15 protein-coding genes and 1 riboswitch are annotated in these 21,918 nt (G+C 40.1%); of the genes, 14 read left to right on the forward strand and 1 reads right to left on the reverse strand.

Annotated features, from left to right (window positions below):
* The first annotated feature begins 38 nt into the window (after nucleotides 1-38).
* The 14 genes from rhaS (at nucleotide 39) to CD33_RS09005 (ending at nucleotide 19,546) form a co-directional block, all read left to right on the forward strand.
* Nucleotides 39-1,094, forward strand: coding sequence for a rhamnose ABC transporter substrate-binding protein (gene rhaS / locus CD33_RS08940; RefSeq protein WP_036200203.1), 1,056 nt, complete (start codon nucleotides 39-41; stop codon nucleotides 1,092-1,094).
* Nucleotides 1,095-1,241: 147 nt separating this feature from the next.
* Complete coding sequence (locus CD33_RS08945) at nucleotides 1,242-1,568, forward strand: L-rhamnose mutarotase (protein WP_036200204.1); 327 nt, start codon at nucleotides 1,242-1,244, stop codon at nucleotides 1,566-1,568.
* A 53-nt stretch (nucleotides 1,569-1,621) separates the two neighbouring features.
* Nucleotides 1,622-3,124 (forward strand): L-fucose/L-arabinose isomerase family protein, encoded by a 1,503-nt coding sequence (locus tag CD33_RS08950; protein WP_036200205.1) that lies wholly within the window; start codon nucleotides 1,622-1,624, stop codon nucleotides 3,122-3,124.
* A gap of 337 nt (nucleotides 3,125-3,461) precedes the next feature.
* Nucleotides 3,462-5,531 carry a bifunctional rhamnulose-1-phosphate aldolase/short-chain dehydrogenase gene (locus CD33_RS08955; RefSeq protein WP_036200206.1) on the forward strand — a complete coding sequence of 690 codons (2,070 nt, stop codon included), beginning with the start codon at nucleotides 3,462-3,464 and terminating at the stop codon, nucleotides 5,529-5,531.
* 107 nt (nucleotides 5,532-5,638) lie between these two features.
* Nucleotides 5,639-7,036, forward strand: a complete 1,398-nt coding sequence (rhaB, locus tag CD33_RS08960; protein WP_036200207.1) for a rhamnulokinase — start codon at nucleotides 5,639-5,641, stop codon at nucleotides 7,034-7,036.
* A gap of 128 nt (nucleotides 7,037-7,164) precedes the next feature.
* Nucleotides 7,165-8,421 carry an L-rhamnose isomerase gene (gene rhaA, locus CD33_RS08965; protein ID WP_036200208.1) on the forward strand — a complete coding sequence of 419 codons (1,257 nt, stop codon included), beginning with the start codon at nucleotides 7,165-7,167 and terminating at the stop codon, nucleotides 8,419-8,421.
* A 173-nt stretch (nucleotides 8,422-8,594) separates the two neighbouring features.
* A complete protein-coding gene (locus tag CD33_RS08970; protein ID WP_036200209.1) occupies nucleotides 8,595-9,353 on the forward strand; it encodes a DeoR/GlpR family DNA-binding transcription regulator in 759 nt (252 codons plus the stop codon).
* 25 nt (nucleotides 9,354-9,378) lie between these two features.
* Nucleotides 9,379-10,134: a (Fe-S)-binding protein gene (locus CD33_RS08975; RefSeq protein ID WP_036200210.1), complete on the forward strand. Its 756-nt coding sequence runs from the start codon at nucleotides 9,379-9,381 to the stop codon at nucleotides 10,132-10,134.
* Nucleotides 10,115-11,542: a LutB/LldF family L-lactate oxidation iron-sulfur protein gene (locus CD33_RS08980; RefSeq protein ID WP_036200211.1), complete on the forward strand. Its 1,428-nt coding sequence runs from the start codon at nucleotides 10,115-10,117 to the stop codon at nucleotides 11,540-11,542. The genes CD33_RS08975 and CD33_RS08980 overlap by 20 nt, the downstream gene beginning before the upstream one ends.
* Nucleotides 11,542-12,261, forward strand: a complete 720-nt coding sequence (locus CD33_RS08985) for a LutC/YkgG family protein (RefSeq protein ID WP_036200212.1) — start codon at nucleotides 11,542-11,544, stop codon at nucleotides 12,259-12,261. Before CD33_RS08980 ends, CD33_RS08985 begins: the two co-directional genes overlap by 1 nt.
* A gap of 37 nt (nucleotides 12,262-12,298) precedes the next feature.
* A complete protein-coding gene (locus CD33_RS08990; protein ID WP_036200214.1) occupies nucleotides 12,299-12,577 on the forward strand; it encodes a phosphocarrier protein HPr in 279 nt (92 codons plus the stop codon).
* A 795-nt stretch (nucleotides 12,578-13,372) separates the two neighbouring features.
* On the forward strand, nucleotides 13,373-13,966 hold the full coding sequence (locus CD33_RS08995) for a nitroreductase family protein (protein ID WP_036200216.1): 594 nt from the start codon (nucleotides 13,373-13,375) through the stop codon (nucleotides 13,964-13,966).
* Nucleotides 13,967-14,234: 268 nt separating this feature from the next.
* Complete coding sequence (locus CD33_RS09000) at nucleotides 14,235-17,444, forward strand: DEAD/DEAH box helicase (RefSeq protein ID WP_036200218.1); 3,210 nt, start codon at nucleotides 14,235-14,237, stop codon at nucleotides 17,442-17,444.
* Between the two features lie 416 nt (nucleotides 17,445-17,860).
* Nucleotides 17,861-19,546 (forward strand): methyl-accepting chemotaxis protein, encoded by a 1,686-nt coding sequence (locus tag CD33_RS09005; RefSeq protein WP_036200220.1) that lies wholly within the window; start codon nucleotides 17,861-17,863, stop codon nucleotides 19,544-19,546.
* A gap of 408 nt (nucleotides 19,547-19,954) precedes the next feature.
* Here CD33_RS09005 and CD33_RS09010 read toward each other — a convergent pair whose 3' ends face one another.
* Entirely contained in the window at nucleotides 19,955-21,520 is a 1,566-nt protein-coding gene (locus CD33_RS09010) for a sensor domain-containing diguanylate cyclase (protein WP_036200223.1), read from the reverse strand.
* A gap of 274 nt (nucleotides 21,521-21,794) precedes the next feature.
* A riboswitch (cyclic di-GMP riboswitch) is annotated at nucleotides 21,795-21,876 on the forward strand.
* Nucleotides 21,877-21,918 lie beyond the last annotated feature (42 nt).

The raw sequence follows: 21,918 nt of genomic DNA on the forward strand, positions 1-21,918 counted from the left end.
ATGTATATAAATTTTTTCATGAAAAGGGGAGAAAGAGGATGAGAAGGTTTTTATCAAAATGGGCTGTAGTTGGCCTTACAGTGGCAATGCTTGCTGCATGTGGTGATCAGAAAACAAACCAAGGTACAGAAACAGAGGGAGGCGAAGCAAGTTCTGATGGAGGCACTCCAAAATATGCAATGGTATTTAAGAACACTGGTAATCCATATGGTGAAAAAATGATGGACGGTTTCCAAGAAGCAATTGAAGAAGTTGGAGGGGAAGTCATTCTTCGCGCCCCAGACCAGCCAACTGCGGAAGGCCAAATTCAAATTATTGAACAGCTTATTACACAACAGGTTGATGCGATTGCAATTGCTGCAAATGATCAAGATGCATTAGAACCAGTTCTAAAAAAAGCAATGGATCAAGGAATCAAGATTCTTTCTGTTGACTCTGCTGTAAACGCTAACAGCCGTCTCGTTCATGTCAATCAAGCGGACCCTGAACGTATCGGTCGCAGTCAAATTGAGGCTGTTTCTGAGATGATTAATGGAGAAGGTCAAATCGCTGTACTAAGCGCAACTTCTCAAGCTACGAACCAAAATCTTTGGATTGAATGGATGAAGAAAGAACTTGAAGAGCCGGGCTATGAAAATATTGAGCTTGTAAAAGTAGCATATGGTGATGATTTAAGAGATAAAAGTGTATCTGAGACAGAAGCGTTATTAAAATCCTACCCTGATTTAAAGGCGATTGTTGCGCCGACAACAGTTGGGATTGCTGCAGCAGGTAAGGTTATCACTGATAAAGGGTTAAATGGAAAAGTTATTGTTACAGGTCTTGGACTTCCAAGTGAAATGGCCAGCTATATCGAAAGTGGTGTGTCTCCGGCAATGTTCTTATGGAACCCAATTGATGTTGGATACGGTGCTGGAATTGCTTCATATGCACTTGTTCAAGAAGAAATCACAGGTAAAGTTGGCGAATCCTTTGAGGCGGGTAGACTTGGTGAGAAAGAAGTAGTTGAAGATGGTGATGGGACACAAATTATGTTAGGCGATCCATTCCGCTTTGATGCAGAAAATATTGATGAGTGGAAAGATGTTTATTAATTAATAGAAGCATAGCAAGGGTCTGCCCTATCAAAAAGTATTAGATGGTGAGGAAGCATGTTCACATCATTGAACCTTGATACCAAGGTTGGGGGCAGGCCCTTTTTTAACTAAATTATAGGGAACTCTAATAAGTGGAGGTTTAGTATGGACAAAAGCAATAAGTTCGCCTGGACTTGGACGATAAAAAATGAATGCCTAGATGAGTATCTGAAGATGCACGAAGAGCCTTGGCAAGAAATTATGTTGGAGCATTCAAAAGCAGGGATAACAAATTACTCGATCTTTCAAAACGGAAATCAATTCTTTTATTGCTTTGAATGCGATGATGTTGATCAAGCCTTTTCCTATATCGCAAAAAGTGATGCTTGTAATAAGTGGAATGCTCTTACTTCGAAAATGGTAGAAGGGTCATTTGACTTTAATGAAGTAGAGCCGATTAAACCGTTACGAGAAGTGTTTTATTTAAAATAACCAACATTTGAATTGGGAATTATTCTCATATTCATATAAGTGAGGTGGAAAGAATGAATAAACTATTACCACTTAAAGATACTGTAAAACCTAGAATAGGCTTGTACTCAATTGGGTTACAAGCCTATTGGAATCAGTTCCCTGGACTAAGAGAAAGACTTATAGAATATGGGGAATTTATTGAAAAGAAAATGTCTACATGGGGTGAAATCTATAATTATGGATTAGTAGACACCGAAGGAGAAGGTCGTAATGTGGGTGAATGGCTAAATAGTAAAAATGTAGATTTAGTCTTCTGTCATGCAGCCACGTATAGTACTAGTTCAACAGTTCTGCCAATCCATCAGATTTGTAGAGCACCTGTGATTTTCTTGAATTTGCAGCCGTCAGCACGAATCAATTATGATCAAACCACAACTGGAGAATGGCTAGCCCAATGTGGAGCATGTCCAATTCCAGAATTTTCGAATGCGTTCAATCGTGCTGAAATTCCATTTCATGTGGTGAATGGCTTATTAGGGTTAAATTACACACCTGCTATTTCTTTAACGAATGAAATAACTCATGAAAGGAAAGAAGCGATTCGTGCTTGGAAGGAGATAAGCGAATGGATTCGAGCGGCAGCTGTTTCCCGTACGCTACAATCTAGCCGTTTTGGATTTCTTGGTAATACTTATAGTGGCATGCTCGATATGTATAGTGACTTTACTATGCTTCAAGCACAAACGGGTATTCATATTGAAGTTTTAGAAATGTGCGAATTGAATCAATTAGTAAGTGAAGTTACAGAGTCAGAAATTAGTAAGAAAATGAATGAAGTATATGAGATGTTTGAAATTAGTGGCGATTCACCTTCAGATCCGATTGCTAAAAAACCATCCCACGATCAAATGGAGTGGTCTTATAAAGTAGCCGCAGCCCAGGAGAAATTAGTCCGAGAGTGTAATTTAGATGCCCTTTCCTATTATTATCACGGGTCACCTGGTGGGGAATATGAAAAACTTCAAAGTGGTTTTATCGTGGGACATTCACTTTTGACAGCACGAGGTATACCATGCGCTGGAGAGGGTGATTTGAAAACGGCCTTAGCTATGAAAATTTGTGACATTTTGGGAGTAGGGGGAAGCTTTTCAGAAATTGTAGTCGTAGATTATGAGGATGAAACAATTCTTTTAGGTCATGATGGTCCGTTTCATATTGCAATCTCTGAAGGAAAACCAATTCTTAGAGGAATGGGATTATATCATGGCAAACAGGGGACGGGTGTTTCGGTAGAGGCTAAGGTGAAAACGGGTCCACTCACTACTTTAAACGTTACACAAACGGGGAATGGAAAACTAAAGCTCATCATTAGTGAAGCTGAGTCTACAAACGGCCCTACGATGAAAATCGGGAATACACAAACACCAGTGAAGTTCAAAAAGCACCCGGATGAATATATGACACGATGGTTTGCGGAAGCTCCTACACATCATTGTGCAATATCTATTGGTCATAATGCCTCACTGTTTGAAAAAGTAGGGAAATTATTGAACATACCTACAGTTACTTTATAAGATCTATAGCAAAAATTAAACAACGCTAATGTCTCACGAGTGATTTCTGAATCTTCAGTTTTATTTATCTTCCTTTTTAGTTGCGAAAAAGTCAGAGTTAAAATTTGTGTTGCATTATTTTAATGCGACACAAGCGAAATAATTGGATTTCATACTAGTAACAATGCCACTTTGATTTCGAAACGGAAAGATATTAAATGACATAAAACAAACAGAAATAAAACAAACAGAAATAAAACGAAAAAAATATAAAACAAAATATTTTATTGTATATACAAAAATAAACAAAGGTGATATTCTGAAAACAGAAGTAAATAAAAGTAAAATGGAGGTAAAAATGGTAATTAATCTATGGGATATCGAAAAAGCAAATACATTAACTGCAGGTCTAGATGAACTTGTTTATCGTTCTAATTTAATAGGGGCGGATCGTGCTGTTTGTAACTGGGGTGGCGGAAATACATCGATGAAAACAGTTGAAAAGGACTTTCGTGGCCGTGATATAGAAGTGATGTGGGTAAAAGGAAGCGGCTCGGATCTTGCGACAATGACGTCGGGAAATTTCACCGGTTTAAATCTTGAAGATATCCTTCCTCTTATGGAACGTGATGAAATGCCAGATGAAGAGATGGTAGAATACTTATCTCAATGCATGATTAATAGCAAACATCCACGTGCTTCCATCGAAACATTGCTTCATGCATTCTTGCCATTTAAACATGTTGATCACACTCACCCAGACGCAATTATCAGTATTTGTTGTGCAGACAACGGAAAGGAAATTGCAAGAGAAATTTTCGGGGATCGTTTTGTATGGGTACCTTACGTTCGCCCAGGGTTTACTCTATCCAAGATGATTGCTGAAGGTGTACGGAACAACCCTCAAGCTGATCTAGTTTTAATGGAAAAGCATGGCTTGGTTGTCTGGGGAGAAACAGCAAAAGAAAGTTACGATAAAACGATCTCTGTTATTAATGAAGCTGAAGAATATATCAATGCTCGTATTGATGAAAATGCGACTTTCGGTGGGAAGAAATATGACTCTTTAAATGAAGCAGATCAAAAAAGAATTTTAGCTAAAGTATTGCCTGTTATTCGTGGGGCAGTTAGTGATGAAAAGAAGATGCTGTTAGCCTATGACAATGCTGACGATGTACTAGAGTTTGTGAATAGCAATGACGCAGCTGAACTTTCTCAAGTCGGTGCTGCTTGCCCAGATCACTTGGTACACACGAAGATGAAGCCTTTATACATCGCTTGGGATCCTTCTACAAAAGATGTTGATCAGTTGGTCGAAGCCATCAAGAGAGACGTTGAGAGCTTTAAAGAAGATTATAGAGCTTACTTCCAAAGGAACAAAAATGAAGGGGATGTGATGTTCGAACCTGCTCCGCGCGTTATTTTGATTCCAGGAATCGGTATGGTCAACTCGGGTAAAAATACCGCCATGGCCAAAGTAAGTGGTGCTCTCTATCACCGTGCGATTGCAGTTATGAAGGGATCGACAGCTCTTGGGCGGTTTGTTTCATTAAATGAAAATGAATCCTACAATATTGAGTACTGGCCACTTGAGCTTTATAAACTATCATTGGCACCAGCTGAAGCGGAGTTTTCTAGAAAGGTGGCATTTGTGACAGGTGGAGCAGGTGGTATAGGAAGCGAGACTTGCCGTCAATTTGTTGCAGAAGGTGCACACGTCGTGCTAGCCGACCTGAACCTTGAAGGTGCTGAAAAAGTAGCTGCAGAAATCAACGAGCAGTACGGCGAAGGCCGGGCCATTGCCGTGAAAATGGATGTAACAAGCGAAGAACAAGTCCAAATAGCATTTGAACAGACCGCGCTCACTTATGGGGGGGTCGATATTGTCGTCAATAATGCTGGTTTGGCAACCTCAAGCCCATTCGACGAGACGACGTTAAAAGAATGGAACTTAAACATGAATGTACTTGGCACAGGCTATTTCCTTGTTGCCCGTGAAGCGTTTAAGCTGATGAAAAATCAAGCAATCGGTGGAAGTATGGTCTTCATTGGATCCAAGAATTCCCTGTATGCGGGGAAAAATGCATCCGCTTATAGCGCTGTGAAAGCGATGGAAACACACTTGGCTAGATGTATTGCTGTTGAAGGTGGGGAATATGGTATCCGGGTTAACTCGGTTCTGCCTGATGCGGTTCTTCAAGGTTCGGCGATTTGGGGATCTAGATGGCGTGAAGAACGTGCTGCGGCATATGGAATTGAACCAGATCAATTAGAAGAGCATTACCGCAAGAGAACGACGTTATTAGTAAATATCTATCCTAAGGATATTGCTGAGTCAATTTTATTCTTTTCTTCTTCGAAAGCCGAGAAGACGACGGGTTGCATGATTACAGTTGATGGAGGAGTTCCAGCAGCTTTCACGCGTTGAATTTTTTCAATAGTCAAACTTCTGGCCCTTATTCGCTCCATCATGATAATGGGTCAGATCATTTATTTATTAGTGAGAAATGCTAACGTAGCTTTGGGAGGTTCTGAATGGAAAAGAATTGTCTAGCTGTTGATATAGGGGCTTCAAGCGGCAGACTCATTCTGGGAAGCCTTAAAAATGGCAAGCTGAACTTGGAAGAGATACATCGCTTTGAAAATTGCATCGTTGAGAAAAACGGACACTTTTGCTGGGATATAGATGGCTTATTCAATGAAATTAAAGTGGGTATTAAGAAGTGTTACAGGAAGGGCATTAAGCCTGTCAGCATCGGGATTGATACGTGGGCGGTCGATTTTGTTTTACTCGATGACAACGATCAACTATTGACTGATGCTGTTGCCTATCGTGATCCTCGTACCGATGGAATAATGGAGGAAGTAACCGACCTCTTTTTGAAGGAACGTCTATATTTAGAAACAGGGATTCAATTTCAAAAATTTAATACAATTTACCAGCTATATGCATTAAAAAAGAAAAATCCGGAAGTGTTAAAAAAAGCAAAGACGTTTTTGATGATTCCCGATTATCTTCACTATTTACTAACAGGCAAGAAAGCAAACGAATATACAAATGCAACAACCACCCAATTGATTAACGCTTTCACCAGAAAGTGGGATAAAGAGATTATCTGCAAGTTAGGCCTGAACATGGATATGTTCCAAGAAATTAAGATGCCTAAACAAACATTGGGAACATTAAGGGAAGAGCTTGTAGAAGAATTTGGGTTCGATATGGAAGTCATTCTACCAGCAACACATGATACGGGCTCAGCTGTTATATCTGTACCTGAATTGGAAGATACAATTTATCTCAGTTCAGGAACGTGGTCTCTGATCGGTGTAGAAAATCACTTTCCGATTTGTGTGACAAAAGCTTTGGATTACAATTTCACAAATGAGGGTGGGATGGATTTCCAATTTCGTTTTCTAAAAAATATCATGGGTCTTTGGATGATCCAAGAGGTGAGAAGGAACTACAATAATGGGTATTCTTTTGTTGAACTAGCAGATTTGTCAAGGCAACATCCGGAGTTTGTTTCGACTGTAAATGTGGATGATCCACGTTTCTTGAAACCTGATAATATGATTGAAGAAATTCGAAAGTATTGCTCGGAAACAAACCAAAGAATACCTGAGCACCCTGGAGAGATTGCAAAATGTGTATTCGATAGTCTTGCAATTGGCTATAAGAAGGCAGTATCGGAAATAGAGGATATATTTGAAAAAGAGTTCAGCAAAATCAATGTTATCGGCGGTGGTTCCCAAAACGAATTACTGAACCGATTAATATCGGATGTAACAAAAAAAGAAGTGTATGCAGGACCGGTGGAAGCGACAGCTATTGGAAATCTGGTTGCACAGTTTATAGCACTGGGCGAAATCGAAGATATTAATAACGCAAGGAGGATTATCAAGCACTCCTTTGAAGTGAAAAAATATGTCTAATAGTGATGATATAGTGTCATGAATTGAGGGGAAACAGAAGTTTAACTTTGGGGTACTAAAAGTGAGCTTCTTTTAAATTTTCCGTAAAAGAATCGCAACTTAAATTAATGCGGCAAAGGGGTAAAGGTATGAGTTTGAAAAGTCAATTTGAGCTAGCGAAGAGTGAATATGAGCAATGGGGCATTCAGGTAGAGGAAGCCCTTGAAAAATTGCGGGATATCCCCATCTCAATCCATTGTTGGCAAGGGGATGATATTGATGGATTTGAGGTGAATAAAGCGGAACTATCGGGAGGAATAGATGTTACCGGGAACTATCCAGGCAAAGCCACGACACCGGAGGAGCTGCGCATGGATCTTGAGAAAGCGCTTTCTCTTATTCCTGGAAAACACCGGATAAATCTCCACGCCCTTTATGCAGAAACTGATGGTGAGATAGTGGACCGAGATAAGTTAGAGCCTAAACATTTTGAAAAATGGGTTGCCTGGGCAAAGAAACATGGTCTTGGCCTAGATTTCAATCCAACAATTTTCTCACACGAAAAAGCAGCAGATGGATTAACTTTAAGCCATCCAAATCCGGAAATACGCAGATTCTGGATTGATCACTGTATTGCTAGCAGGAGAATCGGCGAATACTTTGGAAAAGAACTTGGAACACCGTGTTTGACAAATATATGGATACCGGATGGTTATAAAGATATTCCTAGTGATAGACTAACACCCAGAAAACGCTTAAAAGAATCCTTGGATGAAATCTTTGCAGCAGAAGTAGATGATACATTCAATATTGATTCGGTAGAAAGCAAGCTTTTTGGAATCGGTTCTGAATCATATGTCGTTGGTTCCCATGAATTCTACTTGAGCTATGCACTAAAAAATAACAAGCTTTGCCTCCTTGACACAGGGCATTATCACCCGACCGAGATGGTTTCAAATAAAATTTCCTCCATGCTATTGTTTAATGAAAAATTAGCTCTGCATGTGTCGAGACCTGTTCGTTGGGACAGTGATCATGTTGTAACTTTTGACGAAGAATTAAAAGAGATTGCATTGGAAATAGTCCGGAATGATGCAATTGATAAAGTAATGATCGGTCTTGACTTCTTTGATGCGAGCATCAACCGTATTGCAGCATGGACCATTGGTACACGCAACATGGTGAAAGCAATGCTCTATGCTATGTTAATGCCCAATGAGCATTTGAAAGAGCTGCAGGAGAAAGGGGACTATACAAAGAGACTTGCCCTACTGGAAGAGTTTAAAACATATCCCTTTGGAGCTATCTGGAACTATTACTGCGAACAAATGGATGTACCTGTAAAGGAACATTGGTTAGCAGAGGTTCTGGAATATGAAGAAAGGGTATTATCACAGCGAAAATAAAGGGATCTCCAAATCTGGCTATAACTAAAGGAAGAACCGAACTAAATTTACTTCGTAATATTACATTTGGTGCTACATTTATTTGTTAGGTAATGTTAATATTTACAAAAAAACAAACATAAACAAAAATATATAAATATCCAATGAGATATAAGATTATCAGAGGTGGCAAAATGCTTGTAGCAGAGAGACATGAAAAAATTACGGCTCTAGTAAATGAAAAAGGGAGCATTCGGGTTTCAGAGTTAAGTCAGATTTTTAAGGTGACAGAGGAAACAATTCGCCGCGATCTGGAAAAATTGGAGAACGACGGGAAACTCCAAAGAAGCCATGGTGGTGCAGTAAGTATAAAGGATCACGATTTGGAGGCTCCCTATTTCGAGAGAGAAATAAGAAATGTTAAGGAAAAAATGGCAGTAGCCGAGGAGGCTATTAAATATGTAGCAGCAAACGATCGCATAATATTGGATGCTAGTACTACTGCCTGGTATATGGCAAAAAGATTGCCTGATATCCCTTTGACCGTGTTAACTAATTCGATGAAGGTGGCCATGGAGTTGGTGAATAGAGAGAAAATCTCTGTCATTACTGTGGGAGGCTCACTCCTTCAAAAATCATTATCTTTTGTCGGCCCTCAAACAAATAACGCTTTGGAGTATTACCATGTCAATAAAGCATTTATTTCTTGCCAAGGGATTCATGCACAACGCGGCATTAGTGACTCAAATGAAATGCAGGCTTTGGTCAAAAAGAAAATGATAGAAATATCGGATCAAGTTTACTTGCTGGCAGATTATACGAAATTCGGCGTACAGGCTTTTTCGCGTATATCAAATATGGATGCCATTCACTTCGTCATTACAGATTCAAAAACAAACCAGGATCAAATTCAAGAGTTGATGGATTTGCCAATCAAAGTTATACGCTCATAATGCAATTATTTGAATGGGGGATGTTATGAAAGTTTCTTTATTTATTACCTGCCTGGCTGATGTATTTTATCCAGGTGTCGGAAAAGACGTTGTTGAGATACTGGAACGGAATGGCTGCGAAGTGAGTTTTCCAGAGGCTCAGACTTGCTGTGGACAGCCAGCTTACAATAGCGGATATCACAAAGAAACAAAAAATGTTGCAAAACATATGATAAAAACATTCGAATCTGCCGATTACGTAGTTACCCCTTCCGGCTCATGCGGTGCAATGATTCATGAATATGTCCATTTATTCGAGAACGATGAGGAATGGCAGAAAAAAGCACAGGCTTTGGCAGATAAAACTTTCGAGTTTACACAGTTTCTGGTAGATGTTTTAAAAGTGGAAGATTTAGGGGCGACATTCCCAAAAAAAGTAACGTTCCACACATCTTGCCATATGACACGTTTATTAGGCGTGAAAGAAGCCCCTATAAAACTATTGGAAAATGTAAAAGATTTAGAGTTTGAAAGTCTTCCGGGCAAAGAAACTTGTTGTGGGTTTGGTGGAACTTTTTCGGTCAAGATGGTGCCGATTTCGGAACAAATGGTGAATGAAAAAATACAACATATTGAACAAACGCAGGCAGAAGTGTTAATTGGTGCAGACTGCGGGTGTCTAATGAATATCGGCGGACGAATTGAACGCCAGGGGAAACCAATCAAAGTAATGCATATTGCACAAGTTTTAAATAGTAGCGAGTCCAAGGGGGTGACGCAAAGTGGCAATGAAAATCAGTGACGATAAGTTTTTTGGAAGAGTGGAAAAAGGATTGAAAAATGATTTTATGAGAGAAGCGGTAAGTTCCGCCCAAGAAAGATTAAGGGACCGGAAGCTAATTGCGCAAGAAGAACTCGGCAATTGGGAAGAGTGGCGGAATCTAGCTGAAGAAATACGTCAGCATACTTTGGAAAACCTGGATTATTATCTTGAGCAATTTGCAGAAAATGTTTCCAAACAGGGGGGGCATGTTTTCTTTGCCAACACACCCGAAGAAGCCAATGAATACGTCGCAAAGATTGTTCAAAACAAAAAGGCCAGAAAGATCATTAAAGCAAAGTCCATGGTGACAGAGGAGATAAGCTTGAACGAAAATCTCGAGAAGCTCGGCTGCGAGGTAATCGAATCGGACTTGGGAGAGTATATCCTTCAACTCGATGATCACGATCCACCATCCCATATCGTCGCGCCTGCGCTGCACAAAAATAAAGAGCAAATCCGTGATACATTCCAGGAAAAGAGGGGCTATACTAAATCCTCCAAACCGGAAGAACTCGCATTATTTGCAAGAGAGCAATTGCGTGAGGAATTTCTGAATGCCGATATCGGCATAACTGGCTGCAACTTCGCAGTAGCTGAATCAGGAGCTATCACCCTAGTGACAAATGAAGGAAATGCAGGGCTTACGACGACTCTCCCGAAGACGGTCATAGCATTTATGGGGATGGAAAGAATTGTACCTACCTGGGAAGAGCTTGATATTTTGGTAGGAATGCTATGCAGAAGTGCAGTCGGCCAAAAATTGACTAGCTATATCACTGGATTGACAGGGCCAAAGGAAGAAGGGGAAGTAGATGGGCCCGAGGAATTTCACGTAGTAATAATTGATAATGGGCGCTCGAAAATTCTGGGGACGGAATTTCAGTCAGTACTCCAATGTATCCGCTGTGCTGCTTGTATCAATGTGTGTCCAATATACCGTCATGTTGGGGGCCATTCCTATGGCTCGATATATCCAGGGCCAATTGGCGCAGTTCTTTCCCCACTACTCGGTGGTTATGATGATTATAAGGAGCTGCCTTATGCGTCCAGCCTATGTGGTGCATGTACGGAAGCTTGTCCGGTCAAAATCCCTTTACATGATTTGCTCATTAAGCATCGCCGAAATATCGTTGAGGAACAAGGGAAAGCGGGATTTGGCGAAAAACTTGCAATGAAAGGTTTTTCTATTGCCGCTAGTTCACCGAAGCTCTACAGCATGGGATCAAAGGTTGCCCCGGCGGTGATGGGTCCGCTGGTCAAAGAAGGAAAGGTAACGAAGGGGCCAGGCCCAATCAAGCCTTGGACCGACATTCGTGATTTCCCGGAACCGAGCAAACAAAGCTTCAGGGAATGGTATAAACACCGCGAGAAGGGTGGAGATCAGTAATGGAGACAGGCAGCATTCAAAATAAGGATAGTTTCTTAAACCAACTGGCGAAAAATTTGGGAAGGGAGCGCCGAACTGAGAAAGTATCACGCCCTACCTGGAAGCATCAGCCTCAGTATGAAGTGTTTAAAGGGGCGACCCAAGATCAATTGGTGGATATTCTTAAAGAACAATGCAAGAAAATTCATACATCTGTAGAAGAAGTCACAATCAGCTCATTAAATGAAGCGCTGGATAAGGTAATCCGACAAATGGATGGGAAATCCGTAATAATCACTGATGATCCACGATTTGAAGAATACGGAATAAATTCCTACTTCCAACAAGCAATCAGTGAGGGGATGGATGTTCAATCATGGGATCCAAGAGGCGGAGTTGATAATATTCACAAAGCTGAGAAATCAGATATTGGCATCACATTTTCTGATATGACTTTGGCAGAATCAGGAACCGTTGTTTTGTTCAGCGACAAAGGGAAAGGTCGTTCTGTAAGCTTGCTTCCAACTAATTACATAGCCATCATACCCAAAAGTACAATTGTACCACGGATGACACAGGCGACCTCCTTTATCCACAGCATGCAAAAAAAACAAGGAAAAATACCCTCCTGCATAAATTTTGTATCGGGCCCAAGTAATAGTGCCGACATTGAAATGAATCTTGTGGTTGGTGTCCATGGCCCTGTAAAAGCCTATTATTTAATTGTAGAAGATAGATGATTTTTGCCATTGCATTTGTGAAAGGAATGGTGTATCTATGTTGAAGAAAACGTTCAAAATCACTTCCGGGTTAGGAGTCCAGGCTCGTCCTGCTGCCCAACTAGTCAATTTGGCAAGTCGGTTTTCAGCTGATATTTCATTAGAGTATAAAGGGAAAAGTGTGAATCTTAAATCCATCATGGGTGTCATGTCGTTGGCTGTTGGGGAAGGGTCCGAAATTACAATTTCTGCGGATGGAAAGGATGAACAGGAGGCAATAAGACAAATCGAAAATCTCATGGAGAAAGAAATTGGCGGGGCATTGCTGGAGAATTAATTACTGATAAGAAAGAAGACCAGTCTACCCATCAATTATTCATTTGAGTTTTGTATAGACTAACTTACAGCAGAATTCCTTTATTATATATTATCGCGAATAGGGTACAACCAGGGATAACGAGACTCCTGGTTTTTTTGTTAGAATATATTTTGAAATATATTTTGAAAGACTGGCAAATCGGTTATCGAAGAATAATTCCGTCCATTCAGGTTAATCTAAGGATGGCTACAATTGTGATGCTTGATGTCGCAACCCTATCAAGGATCAGGACATTGAGCATTACGCAGTGATTGAAGAGTAGTCAAAATAATACTTATACTGGAGGGGTAATTATGGTGAAAAATTCACGTCCGGATAGTAAGAGAAAGATTAAGGAGCAGCCCAAAGTTCCAGATGAACAAAGACGGAACAAGGGATCATCAACTGCGCGCCATAAAAATTAACACCTTCATATAAGTATGAGACAGGGGGCTGCCGCCTCCTGTTTTTCATTATCTTGTGCAAACTACCTCTTCATTATTATAAATCAACTTTTATTATCTCGGCAGTATCACCATTTTTTGCTGGAATGCTGAGTTCGGCAAATTGCGATTACATATAGAAAGATGCAGGTATAGAATACATAGAGCCAAGCAAAGCAAGACTTTGAAATGCCAGGGGTAATGTTAGGTGCCAGCCAAAAGAAGGTGCATTAAATAGACAGTTATTGATGAATGCGGTTTGAACGATTAATTACCGTAATTGTTACATTGCAAGCCATTCGAAAATATACTGCTAAAAAGGAGGATGTTCATGGATATCTTTGAAGCTATTAAATCTAGAAGAAGCATTGGATTCGTTTCAAGCGAGCCCGTTCCAAAGGATTTAATTGACAAAATATTGGAGGCGGGAACATGGGCTCCAAGTCATTATCGAACAGAACCGTGGAAATTTTTTGTCTTGACCGGTGGGAGCCGGAGTCGATTGGGGAAAACACTCGCAAAAATTGAAGAGCGGCAGATGGAAGACCCATTAAGTGAAGCGAACCAAAAGAAACTAACCAAAATAGAGGAAAAACCTTTTCGAGCGCCACTTATTATTGCAGTCGCAGTAAATCCAAGCGACAATCCCAGAGCATTACTTCAGGAGGAGCATGGAGCGGTATATGCAGCAATTCAAAATATGCTCTTGGCAGCTCATGCAGTAGGGTTGGCAGGATATTGGAGGACCGGTAAATCAGCTTATCATCCAGAGATGAGGCAATTATTTAAACTACCCCACAATGGGGACATTTTAGGTTTTCTATATTTAGGGCATCCAAAAAAATCTGCTCCCGAAGGGAAAAGGAAACATCCTGATGAAGTCACTACCTGGCTGGCAAGTGAAAGTGATTTTGATAATCTCTAGTGGTTGATTCTTATTCATATATTTAATTAGGGCACAAATGTTGATGATTCAACATCTGTGTTTTTTTTTTACCGTATCTGAAAAAACGAGTGGTTTATTGGTGTGTTTAATCGAATGCTCTGTCCTATACTTGCAAAAAATGTGATGGTCATCATATTGTCAATTTCTTCCATCTGCCCAATTCTCGAACCCATTCTCATTCCGTGATAAAATGTAACTAGAAGTTTTTAAATCGGAGAAAATCTGCTCGGGAAAGGAGCTGCCTTACATGGACATCAGGATCAATTTAAAAACAATAAAAGATTTGTGTGGGACCGTCTCCTTTAAAAGAGGGGATTCCTTTTATCGTGCCGGTAAAGTACTCCTCACCAACCATACTCCACAAACTTGTGAGGCGATTGTTAAAGGGACCGAAGAATTCCATGTCACAATTATGCGCTCAAATAATGGCGAATTTCAATCCTCATGCAGCTGTCCAACGTTACCGAATTTTAAACACAGTTGCCAACATACTGCTGCGGTGCTCATCGCCCTCTATGAATTAAAGAAACAAGGCATTCCCTCTGGCTCCATACATAATGAACAAATTGGGGAACGCGGAATAACGGATAACTTCATGACGTTATTTACTGAAAAAACAGGTCGGAAGAGTGGTCATCAGCTTCATTTCGAGAAAAGAGAAGTAGTGGAGGCACGTTTTAATGTTAAGCCAATCCCGATTCACGACAATGAATATTTGTTTGGCATTGAAGCGGAAATCTCGTCAAAAAAGGTGCCCAACATGCGGAAGTTTTTACAAGCCATCCGTGAAGGGAAGGCGAGTGCATTAACGTCGACAGTTAAATATGACCCTGCCATGCAATGTTTTTCAACCGATGTGGATGCTTTGATTCATCAGCTAGTACATGTGGCCCAAGATGAAAGAGTGTATTTTGAGGTGAAGTCCGAGGAGAACAAAGATAACGTTGGCGATGAATGGTTGCTTATACCGCCATCCGCGTGGCCAGCGCTCAAACCTTTACTTCTAAAAGTCCCCTTTGCAACACTCGAGCAGGAAGACTATTCATATACCCGTTTGTGTTTTCAAGAAGGGGTGCCTCCGATCCAATTTTATTTAGCCGAAAACAATGAACACTATCAACTTCACATGAAGGGATTTAACCACTTGACGATATTGGATGCCTATAATGTTGTAATCAGCGGTGGGGAAATCTTTCAGTTGGAAGGTCAGGATTGCGATCGGTTAATTCAATTGAAGCGGATGCTCGTGACGCCAGCGACAAATACGATTCCGATAAAAAAAGATCAAGTTGACTTTTTTATGAAAAAAGTGGTGCCCGGTCTAAAAAAAATCGGAAATGTACAGCTGTCCAAAGGGGTGACAGAACAGTTCATGAAAACCCCTTTAATCGTTAAAGTTTATTTGGATCGTTTAAAAACCCGTCTCCTTGCAGGGCTTGAATTCCACTATGAAAACGTGGTAATTCAACCACTGGAAAGCCGGGAAACGCCTATAGGTCCTATGATCATTAGAGATATAAATAAAGAAGAGGCAATCTTGCAGCTAATGGAGGACAGTGGATTTACGGTTACCGAAGGCGGTTATTATATGCAAAATGAGGAATTGGAATATGAGTTTCTTTATCATACCGTTCCAAAACTTCAAAGTCTTGCCCAAGTTTATGCAACTACTGCTGTCCGGGTACGCGTTGTAAGGGAAAATGTGTTTCCTAAAATCCGCGTGAAGGTTCCCAAAGACCGTACAGATTGGCTGGAGTTCAAATTTGAAATGGATGGCATTGCCGACAAGCACGTAAAAGAGATTCTGAAGGCATTGCAAATCAAACAAAAATATTATCGTCTTCCCAGCGGTTCATTGTTTTCATTGGAAACAAGAGAAATTGAGGAGATACGCCGCTTTCTAACGGCCATACCTGCCCAAGAAGACGACTTTGAAGCCAGTTTAAGCATGCCTATTCTTGAAGGACTGAGATTTCTCGATTTAATCGAAGAAAGCGAAGTATTTTCACCGGAAGAATCTTTCATCCAGTTTGTCGATCAATTAATGCATCCGTCCGGTTTACAATTTGATGTGCCAGAAAGCTTGGATCCAATCCTAAGAGATTATCAAAAACAGGGCTACAAATGGATGAAGGCCCTAGCTGCATTCGGATTTGGCGGTGTACTGGCAGATGATATGGGACTTGGGAAAACATTGCAAAGCATTGCATTTATTGTCTCCGAGCTAGCCAGTATCCGGGAACTAAAGCTTCCCGTTTTGATCGTTTGTCCGTCTTCTCTGACATATAACTGGCTGCATGAGATTACTGCATTCTCACCGGAAATAGAAGCAATCATCATAGATGGGAAAAAGGTAGAAAGAGAAAAACTATTAAAAGAATCCAATGGAATAGATGTCATCATTACGTCATATCCACTGCTTAGAATGGATATGAGGTGGTATGAGGATCAAACTTTCCATACCATTTTCTTTGACGAGGCGCAAAGTTTTAAAAATCCATATACACAAACAGCTCGTGCGGTTAAAAAGTTAAAGGCGCAAAACCGTTTTGGACTGACTGGTACACCGGTGGAAAATTCGCTGGAAGAGCTATGGTCCATCTATCATGTGGTATTCCCGCAACTTTTCCAAGGACTAGAGGAATACAGCCATTTACCGCGGAAATCAATTGCCCGCCGGGTACGGCCATTCTTGCTTCGCCGCATTAAATTGGATGTACTGCCGGAGTTGCCGCAAAAACATGAAACCTTGGAAATTACCGAGTTGCTTCCTGAACAGAAGAAACTTTATACAGCCTTTTTAGCAAAACTACGTCACGATACATTAAAGCATCTGGATCAGGCGACTTTCCAAAAAAATCGGATCCGCATTTTGGCTGGGTTGACAAGGCTCCGCCAAATTTGCTGCCATCCTGCTTTGTTTATAGAAGGTTATGGGGGCGGTTCAGCAAAATTTGAACAGCTTATGCAAATTCTCGAAGAATCCAAAGTATCTGGACGAAGGGTACTGATTTTCTCCCAGTTCACCAAAATGCTGCAGCTCATTGGGAGGGAATTAACGATGCGTGGACAAACCTTTTTCTATCTTGACGGGCAAACTCCTTCTGAAGAACGGGTAGATCTTTGCAACCGGTTTAATGATGGGGAACAAGAGCTATTTTTAATTTCCCTTAAAGCTGGAGGCACTGGATTAAACTTAACAGGGGCGGATACGGTTATTCTGTATGATCTCTGGTGGAATCCGGCAGTTGAGGATCAGGCAGCAGACCGAGCATACCGGATGGGGCAAAAAAATGATGTCCATGTCATTAGGATGGTAGCAAAGGGGACAATCGAAGAGAAGATGAATACTCTGCAAGCAAAAAAGAGAAACCTCATTACAGAAGTTGTTGATGCCGACCCGAAAATCGCTATGTCATTGTCAGTGGAAGATATAAGAGAAATTTTGATGATATAAAAATCTTAGGACTCTCTCAACATTAATAAGTGCTCTTTAATATAAAAAGGAGGTGTTTCCCCTATATGAACACCTCCTTAATCTGTTAACAAATGCTATCATAGTTCGTTTGTTGCCTTCAGCACCCCCTCTTGTTCATACAAATACCCCTGTCGACCATGTGTTTCATAATATTTGAATAATTTTAACTTATCAAATTACTTTCAACTAGTTCGAATAAATTACAAAAATTACAAGTGAAATATTAGTTTATTGCTTTATTTTTCTAGTAATAGGAAAAAGTCCAGGACTAATTACTTTTTGATATTAGATTGAAAGACATAATTGAGCAGAAAAGTTGATTGTATAGAATAATATTCCAGTATATGATAAGGAATGTATATTTAATTGACATATTAATAATCGGGGGAAAAAATATGAGTATTGCCAAAAAAATGCTAGCTTCATTTTCAGCCGTAATTATATTAATGATATTCATCGGCGGGACTAGTATTTATAGTTTAAACCACTTAAATGATGAGTATGAAAAGGTAATCGAGGAGAATATTACACAATTAGCTGTTATTAATAATGTCCGACGCTATGTACCTTTGCAGCAAGTGCAAATGCGGTCATACGTACTCGACGATTCACCAAAACAGTTGGAGTTATTGGAACAGCGTCTGGATGAGGTAGCGGGTTACTTGGATGAGTTAAGTAAAATTAATACTCATGAGGAATTTAATGATAAAATCCAATTTGCAATCCAGTATGAAAATCAATTGGCCGATTTGGCAAAGGGATTGATTGCTGCCGTCCAGAATGGGGATACTGCGGAAGCTGCAGAGATTGCTATGGTGGACGCAGATGATCCAAGTACATTTCTTGTCAAGACAATTGAAGAAATACAAGAAAGAGAATATGAGATTATTGATTCAGTAAAAGAAGAGGCAGCTAGTGAGGCGACAATGGGGATTGTGATAATAATTTCCGTTATTATTATCTCGGTTCTAGTAAGTATTGGGATTGTCTTACTATTGAACCGTATGATTACAAACCCGGTAAAACGTTTATCAGAGGCTGTAAAAGTTGTTTCGGAAGGGGATTTATCTCAAGCGGATTTAAAAATACACTCAAAAGATGAAATTAAAACATTAGTGGATTCATTTAATGAGATGAAGGTTTCATTGCGTTCCATCATTCAAAATACAAATGAAAATGCGAATTTAGTCGCATCATCAGCGGAGGAACTATTGGCAAGCACAGAGGAAGTAAATAACCTTTCGCAGTCTGTGTCGAGCAATATTGAGATTACGGCGAAAGCTATTGAAGAAAACGCCCTATCTTCCAATGAAAGTGCTTCCGCTATGACGGAAACAGCAAGTGGCGTACAGCGTATTGCAGAATCATCAACATCCCTGCAAGAAAAGGCAATCAGAACAAAAGCTGTTGCGACATCTGGTGGACAAACTGTGGGAGATGCACAAAATCAGATGCAAGTTATCTACCAATCTTCAGAAGGGGTTACAAAGTTAATCAACAAGCTGACAAATCAAATTACTGAAATTAGCAATATTTCAACAGTCATTACAAGCATCACGGAGCAAACAAATTTACTGGCGTTGAATGCAGCGATTGAAGCGGCACGTGCAGGAGAGCATGGAAAAGGCTTTGCTGTTGTCGCAGATGAGGTCCGAAAACTGGCTGAAGAATCGAAAGCATCAGCTACCCAAATTGTTAGCTTGACTCAGGAAATCGTCGGGGATGCAAAGACTGTTCAACAAGCTGTTGGTTATAGTTTAGCGAATGCTCAAGATGGGGTGGAGCTCATTAAAGAAGCGGGTGACGCATTTGAGCAAATCCATGTTGCCATTAACGAAATCACAGATCAAGTTACGGATATTTCTTCTGTTACAGAAGAAATTTCAGCAGCAGCTGAACAAGTTGCAGCTTCTGTAAGTCAAGTGTCGACCAATTCCCAAAGTACGGCTGCTCTTGCAGCGGAAGTGAGTGGAGCAGTTCAAGAGCAAGTGGCGACAATCCAAAAAATCAATGGTGTGTCTAAAGATTTAGGGGAAAAGGCGGAAGTACTGCAACAAAGCATTCAGCATTTTAAACTATAATTGTGAAAAGGCAGTCACTATACGGGCTGCTTCAGAGTGTAGACAAAGTCGATCTTCGACTTTGTCTACACGTTTTTTTAGGCTATTTCCTTCAATAAAAATTACCCAGACTGTCTCGAAAACGCTTTGCAGACAAGGTGGGCAGTCGCGTGAAGAGATGAATAGAACAAAACATTCATGAGGGGACGAACGAGACAACCAACACAGGATGAAAGCGTTTGTCAACAGTCTGAGGCAATCACTATACGTGGCTGCTTTTTTACCGTTTATGAATAATAGGCTTTCATGTTAAAAGTTTGGGTTAGTACTAATCATAAAAAATGATGCCGATTCAAAACCGCTATCTCCCTTACAGTAGAAATAAAAAAAACGGTTCTGATAGTCGGAACCGTTTTTTAATATTTGTTACTAGTCCTGTACCCATACTGTCGTTTGGTTTCTTCCATTTTCCTTTGATTGGTACAGGGCTCTGTCGGCAAATAAAAATAGATTTTCTATAGTGTTGGAGTGTAAAGGAAATTCTGATATCCCTAGTGAAATGGTGATGGGTTTGCCCACAGGACTAATTGTATTTGCTATTGTCGTACGCATGTTTTCCGCAATCAAGTAGGCTTCTTTGGACTTTGTATCCGGCAACAATAGAATAAATTCTTCTCCACCAAAACGATAAAATCCATCGCCCGCCCTCATGTTGGATTGAACGGTTCTTGCTAAAAATTTTAAAACCTTATCTCCCATTTGATGGCCATAATTATCATTAATCAATTTGAATCGATCAATATCGATGGCTATCAAAGAAAATAGTTGTCTATCCTCTGCTAAGCGGGACATCGATTTATTTAGCTTTTTTCGATTTGACAGGCCTGTCAGTGCATCTGTCATCGCTTCTTCTTTCAGTAAGTTGTTGTTATTTTCGACAGCCTCAATGGCAATAATCAAGCTTTTCGTTAAAAGATCCGCTTCCCGGTTCCAGTGTGAATTAAAAACAGGGGGTTTAATCCTCGCATCGGTACCAAATTGGTTCACCACATCAGCCAAGTCAATGAATGGTTTGGCAAGCTTTCTGGCGAAATTTAAAGAAACCATTAGTAAAATGATAAAAGGGAACAGGAAGATCAAGAGAAGATTTTGTATATGTTCTTTGAGCTGTCCATCCACATACGAAACAGGTGTCTGCTGTACAACCCCCCAACCCATCTCTGAAAGGTAATTATATGCTGCCAACATTTCAACGCCTTCTGAATTGAAGATCCGCTCCCTGCCGCTTTGTCCTTGTACAAGTTTGGGTATGATTGGATTGCCTTTTACTCCATCACCGATACGATTTGTTTTGGGATGAAATAATAAAACACCGTCTGGCCCGACTACATAGTAGTAGGAACCGTTCTGATCGATGATATCGTTACCTAAAATTTCATTAAGGACATTTTTTTCGTGTAAGTAGATGGAGCCGCCAATGATGCCCCTGTAATTTCCCTCACTATCGTAAAGAGGTTCACTCATCAATACAATCATGCGACCTGTCGATGCCATGTATGGCTTTGTAAGCATCGGTTTTTTTGCATCAACTACTTCTTTTGTAATTCCTGCTACAAAGTTCCCCTTAATGCCTACACTGATTGGTGCTATATCCCGAACCAAGCCGGTTTCATCTATCCATGTTAAAGAATTGAAATATCGACTATTATTCCGAAGTAGTTCCAGGTGCTCCTGAATCTCTTCATCTGTCAAATCGGGATTATTAGAAAGAAACTTTGTTGTTTCCTGCAAACTTATCCTCATGGATTTAAACAAGGAGTCTACCGTGCTGCTCAGCTTCTGTGATTTTGATGAATTTAAAGATAAGTATGTATCGGTTAGTGATTTCTTTTCATGGTGGTAGGATGCGAACAGTAAAATACAAGAGGTTGATAGCACGGAGGCTATAATAAGTGTCATTAACAAAGTAGTGAGTTTTAATTTTCGATTTTTCATATAAAATACCAATCCTACTAATCTAGATAAATTTAAGACAACTTAATGATTTTACCATAAAAGTGGTATGTGCATTTATATAAATCTTAAAAGGCAAAGAATCATTCATAAGAGTTGGTAAGTCAACTTCCCTGAGCGTAAGGTAGGAAAGTTTACAGCCACATACATTGTCTTAAGGGCGAGAATAAAAACTATTGGTAAATATTATATATAGTTTTTTTGTAGAATATAAACTATATTAAAAGAAATGATAAGAACGATAAATTTGTTCCTCATTTGAAAAAGGCAAATCTATTGAAAGATAGAGACGCAAAGTTACAGATCTAAGGGTTAACTATGATGGCTGGGCTACCAAATGAAGAAGACAGAATCTACCCTTATTAAGGAGTAGTTCTATT

The organism is Ureibacillus sinduriensis BLB-1 = JCM 15800 (assembly GCF_000772955.1).
Taxonomy (GTDB): domain Bacteria; phylum Bacillota; class Bacilli; order Bacillales_A; family Planococcaceae; genus Ureibacillus; species Ureibacillus sinduriensis.

Bases quoted from the DNA above. Each gene is read 5' to 3' on its own strand.
- CD33_RS09005 (WP_036200220.1), top strand. From the start codon at position 17,861: ATGAGTATTGCCAAAAAAATGCTAGCTTCATTTTCAGCCGTAATTATA.
- CD33_RS09010 (WP_036200223.1), bottom strand. From the start codon at position 21,520: ATGAAAAATCGAAAATTAAAACTCACTACTTTGTTAATGACACTTATT.
- CD33_RS08990 (WP_036200214.1), top strand. From the start codon at position 12,299: ATGTTGAAGAAAACGTTCAAAATCACTTCCGGGTTAGGAGTCCAGGCT.
- CD33_RS08970 (WP_036200209.1), top strand. From the start codon at position 8,595: ATGCTTGTAGCAGAGAGACATGAAAAAATTACGGCTCTAGTAAATGAA.
- CD33_RS08995 (WP_036200216.1), top strand. From the start codon at position 13,373: ATGGATATCTTTGAAGCTATTAAATCTAGAAGAAGCATTGGATTCGTT.
- rhaS (WP_036200203.1), top strand. From the start codon at position 39: ATGAGAAGGTTTTTATCAAAATGGGCTGTAGTTGGCCTTACAGTGGCA.
- CD33_RS08945 (WP_036200204.1), top strand. From the start codon at position 1,242: ATGGACAAAAGCAATAAGTTCGCCTGGACTTGGACGATAAAAAATGAA.
- rhaB (WP_036200207.1), top strand. From the start codon at position 5,639: ATGGAAAAGAATTGTCTAGCTGTTGATATAGGGGCTTCAAGCGGCAGA.
- rhaA (WP_036200208.1), top strand. From the start codon at position 7,165: ATGAGTTTGAAAAGTCAATTTGAGCTAGCGAAGAGTGAATATGAGCAA.
- CD33_RS08975 (WP_036200210.1), top strand. From the start codon at position 9,379: ATGAAAGTTTCTTTATTTATTACCTGCCTGGCTGATGTATTTTATCCA.
- CD33_RS08955 (WP_036200206.1), top strand. From the start codon at position 3,462: ATGGTAATTAATCTATGGGATATCGAAAAAGCAAATACATTAACTGCA.
- CD33_RS09000 (WP_036200218.1), top strand. From the start codon at position 14,235: ATGGACATCAGGATCAATTTAAAAACAATAAAAGATTTGTGTGGGACC.
- CD33_RS08950 (WP_036200205.1), top strand. From the start codon at position 1,622: ATGAATAAACTATTACCACTTAAAGATACTGTAAAACCTAGAATAGGC.
- CD33_RS08985 (WP_036200212.1), top strand. From the start codon at position 11,542: ATGGAGACAGGCAGCATTCAAAATAAGGATAGTTTCTTAAACCAACTG.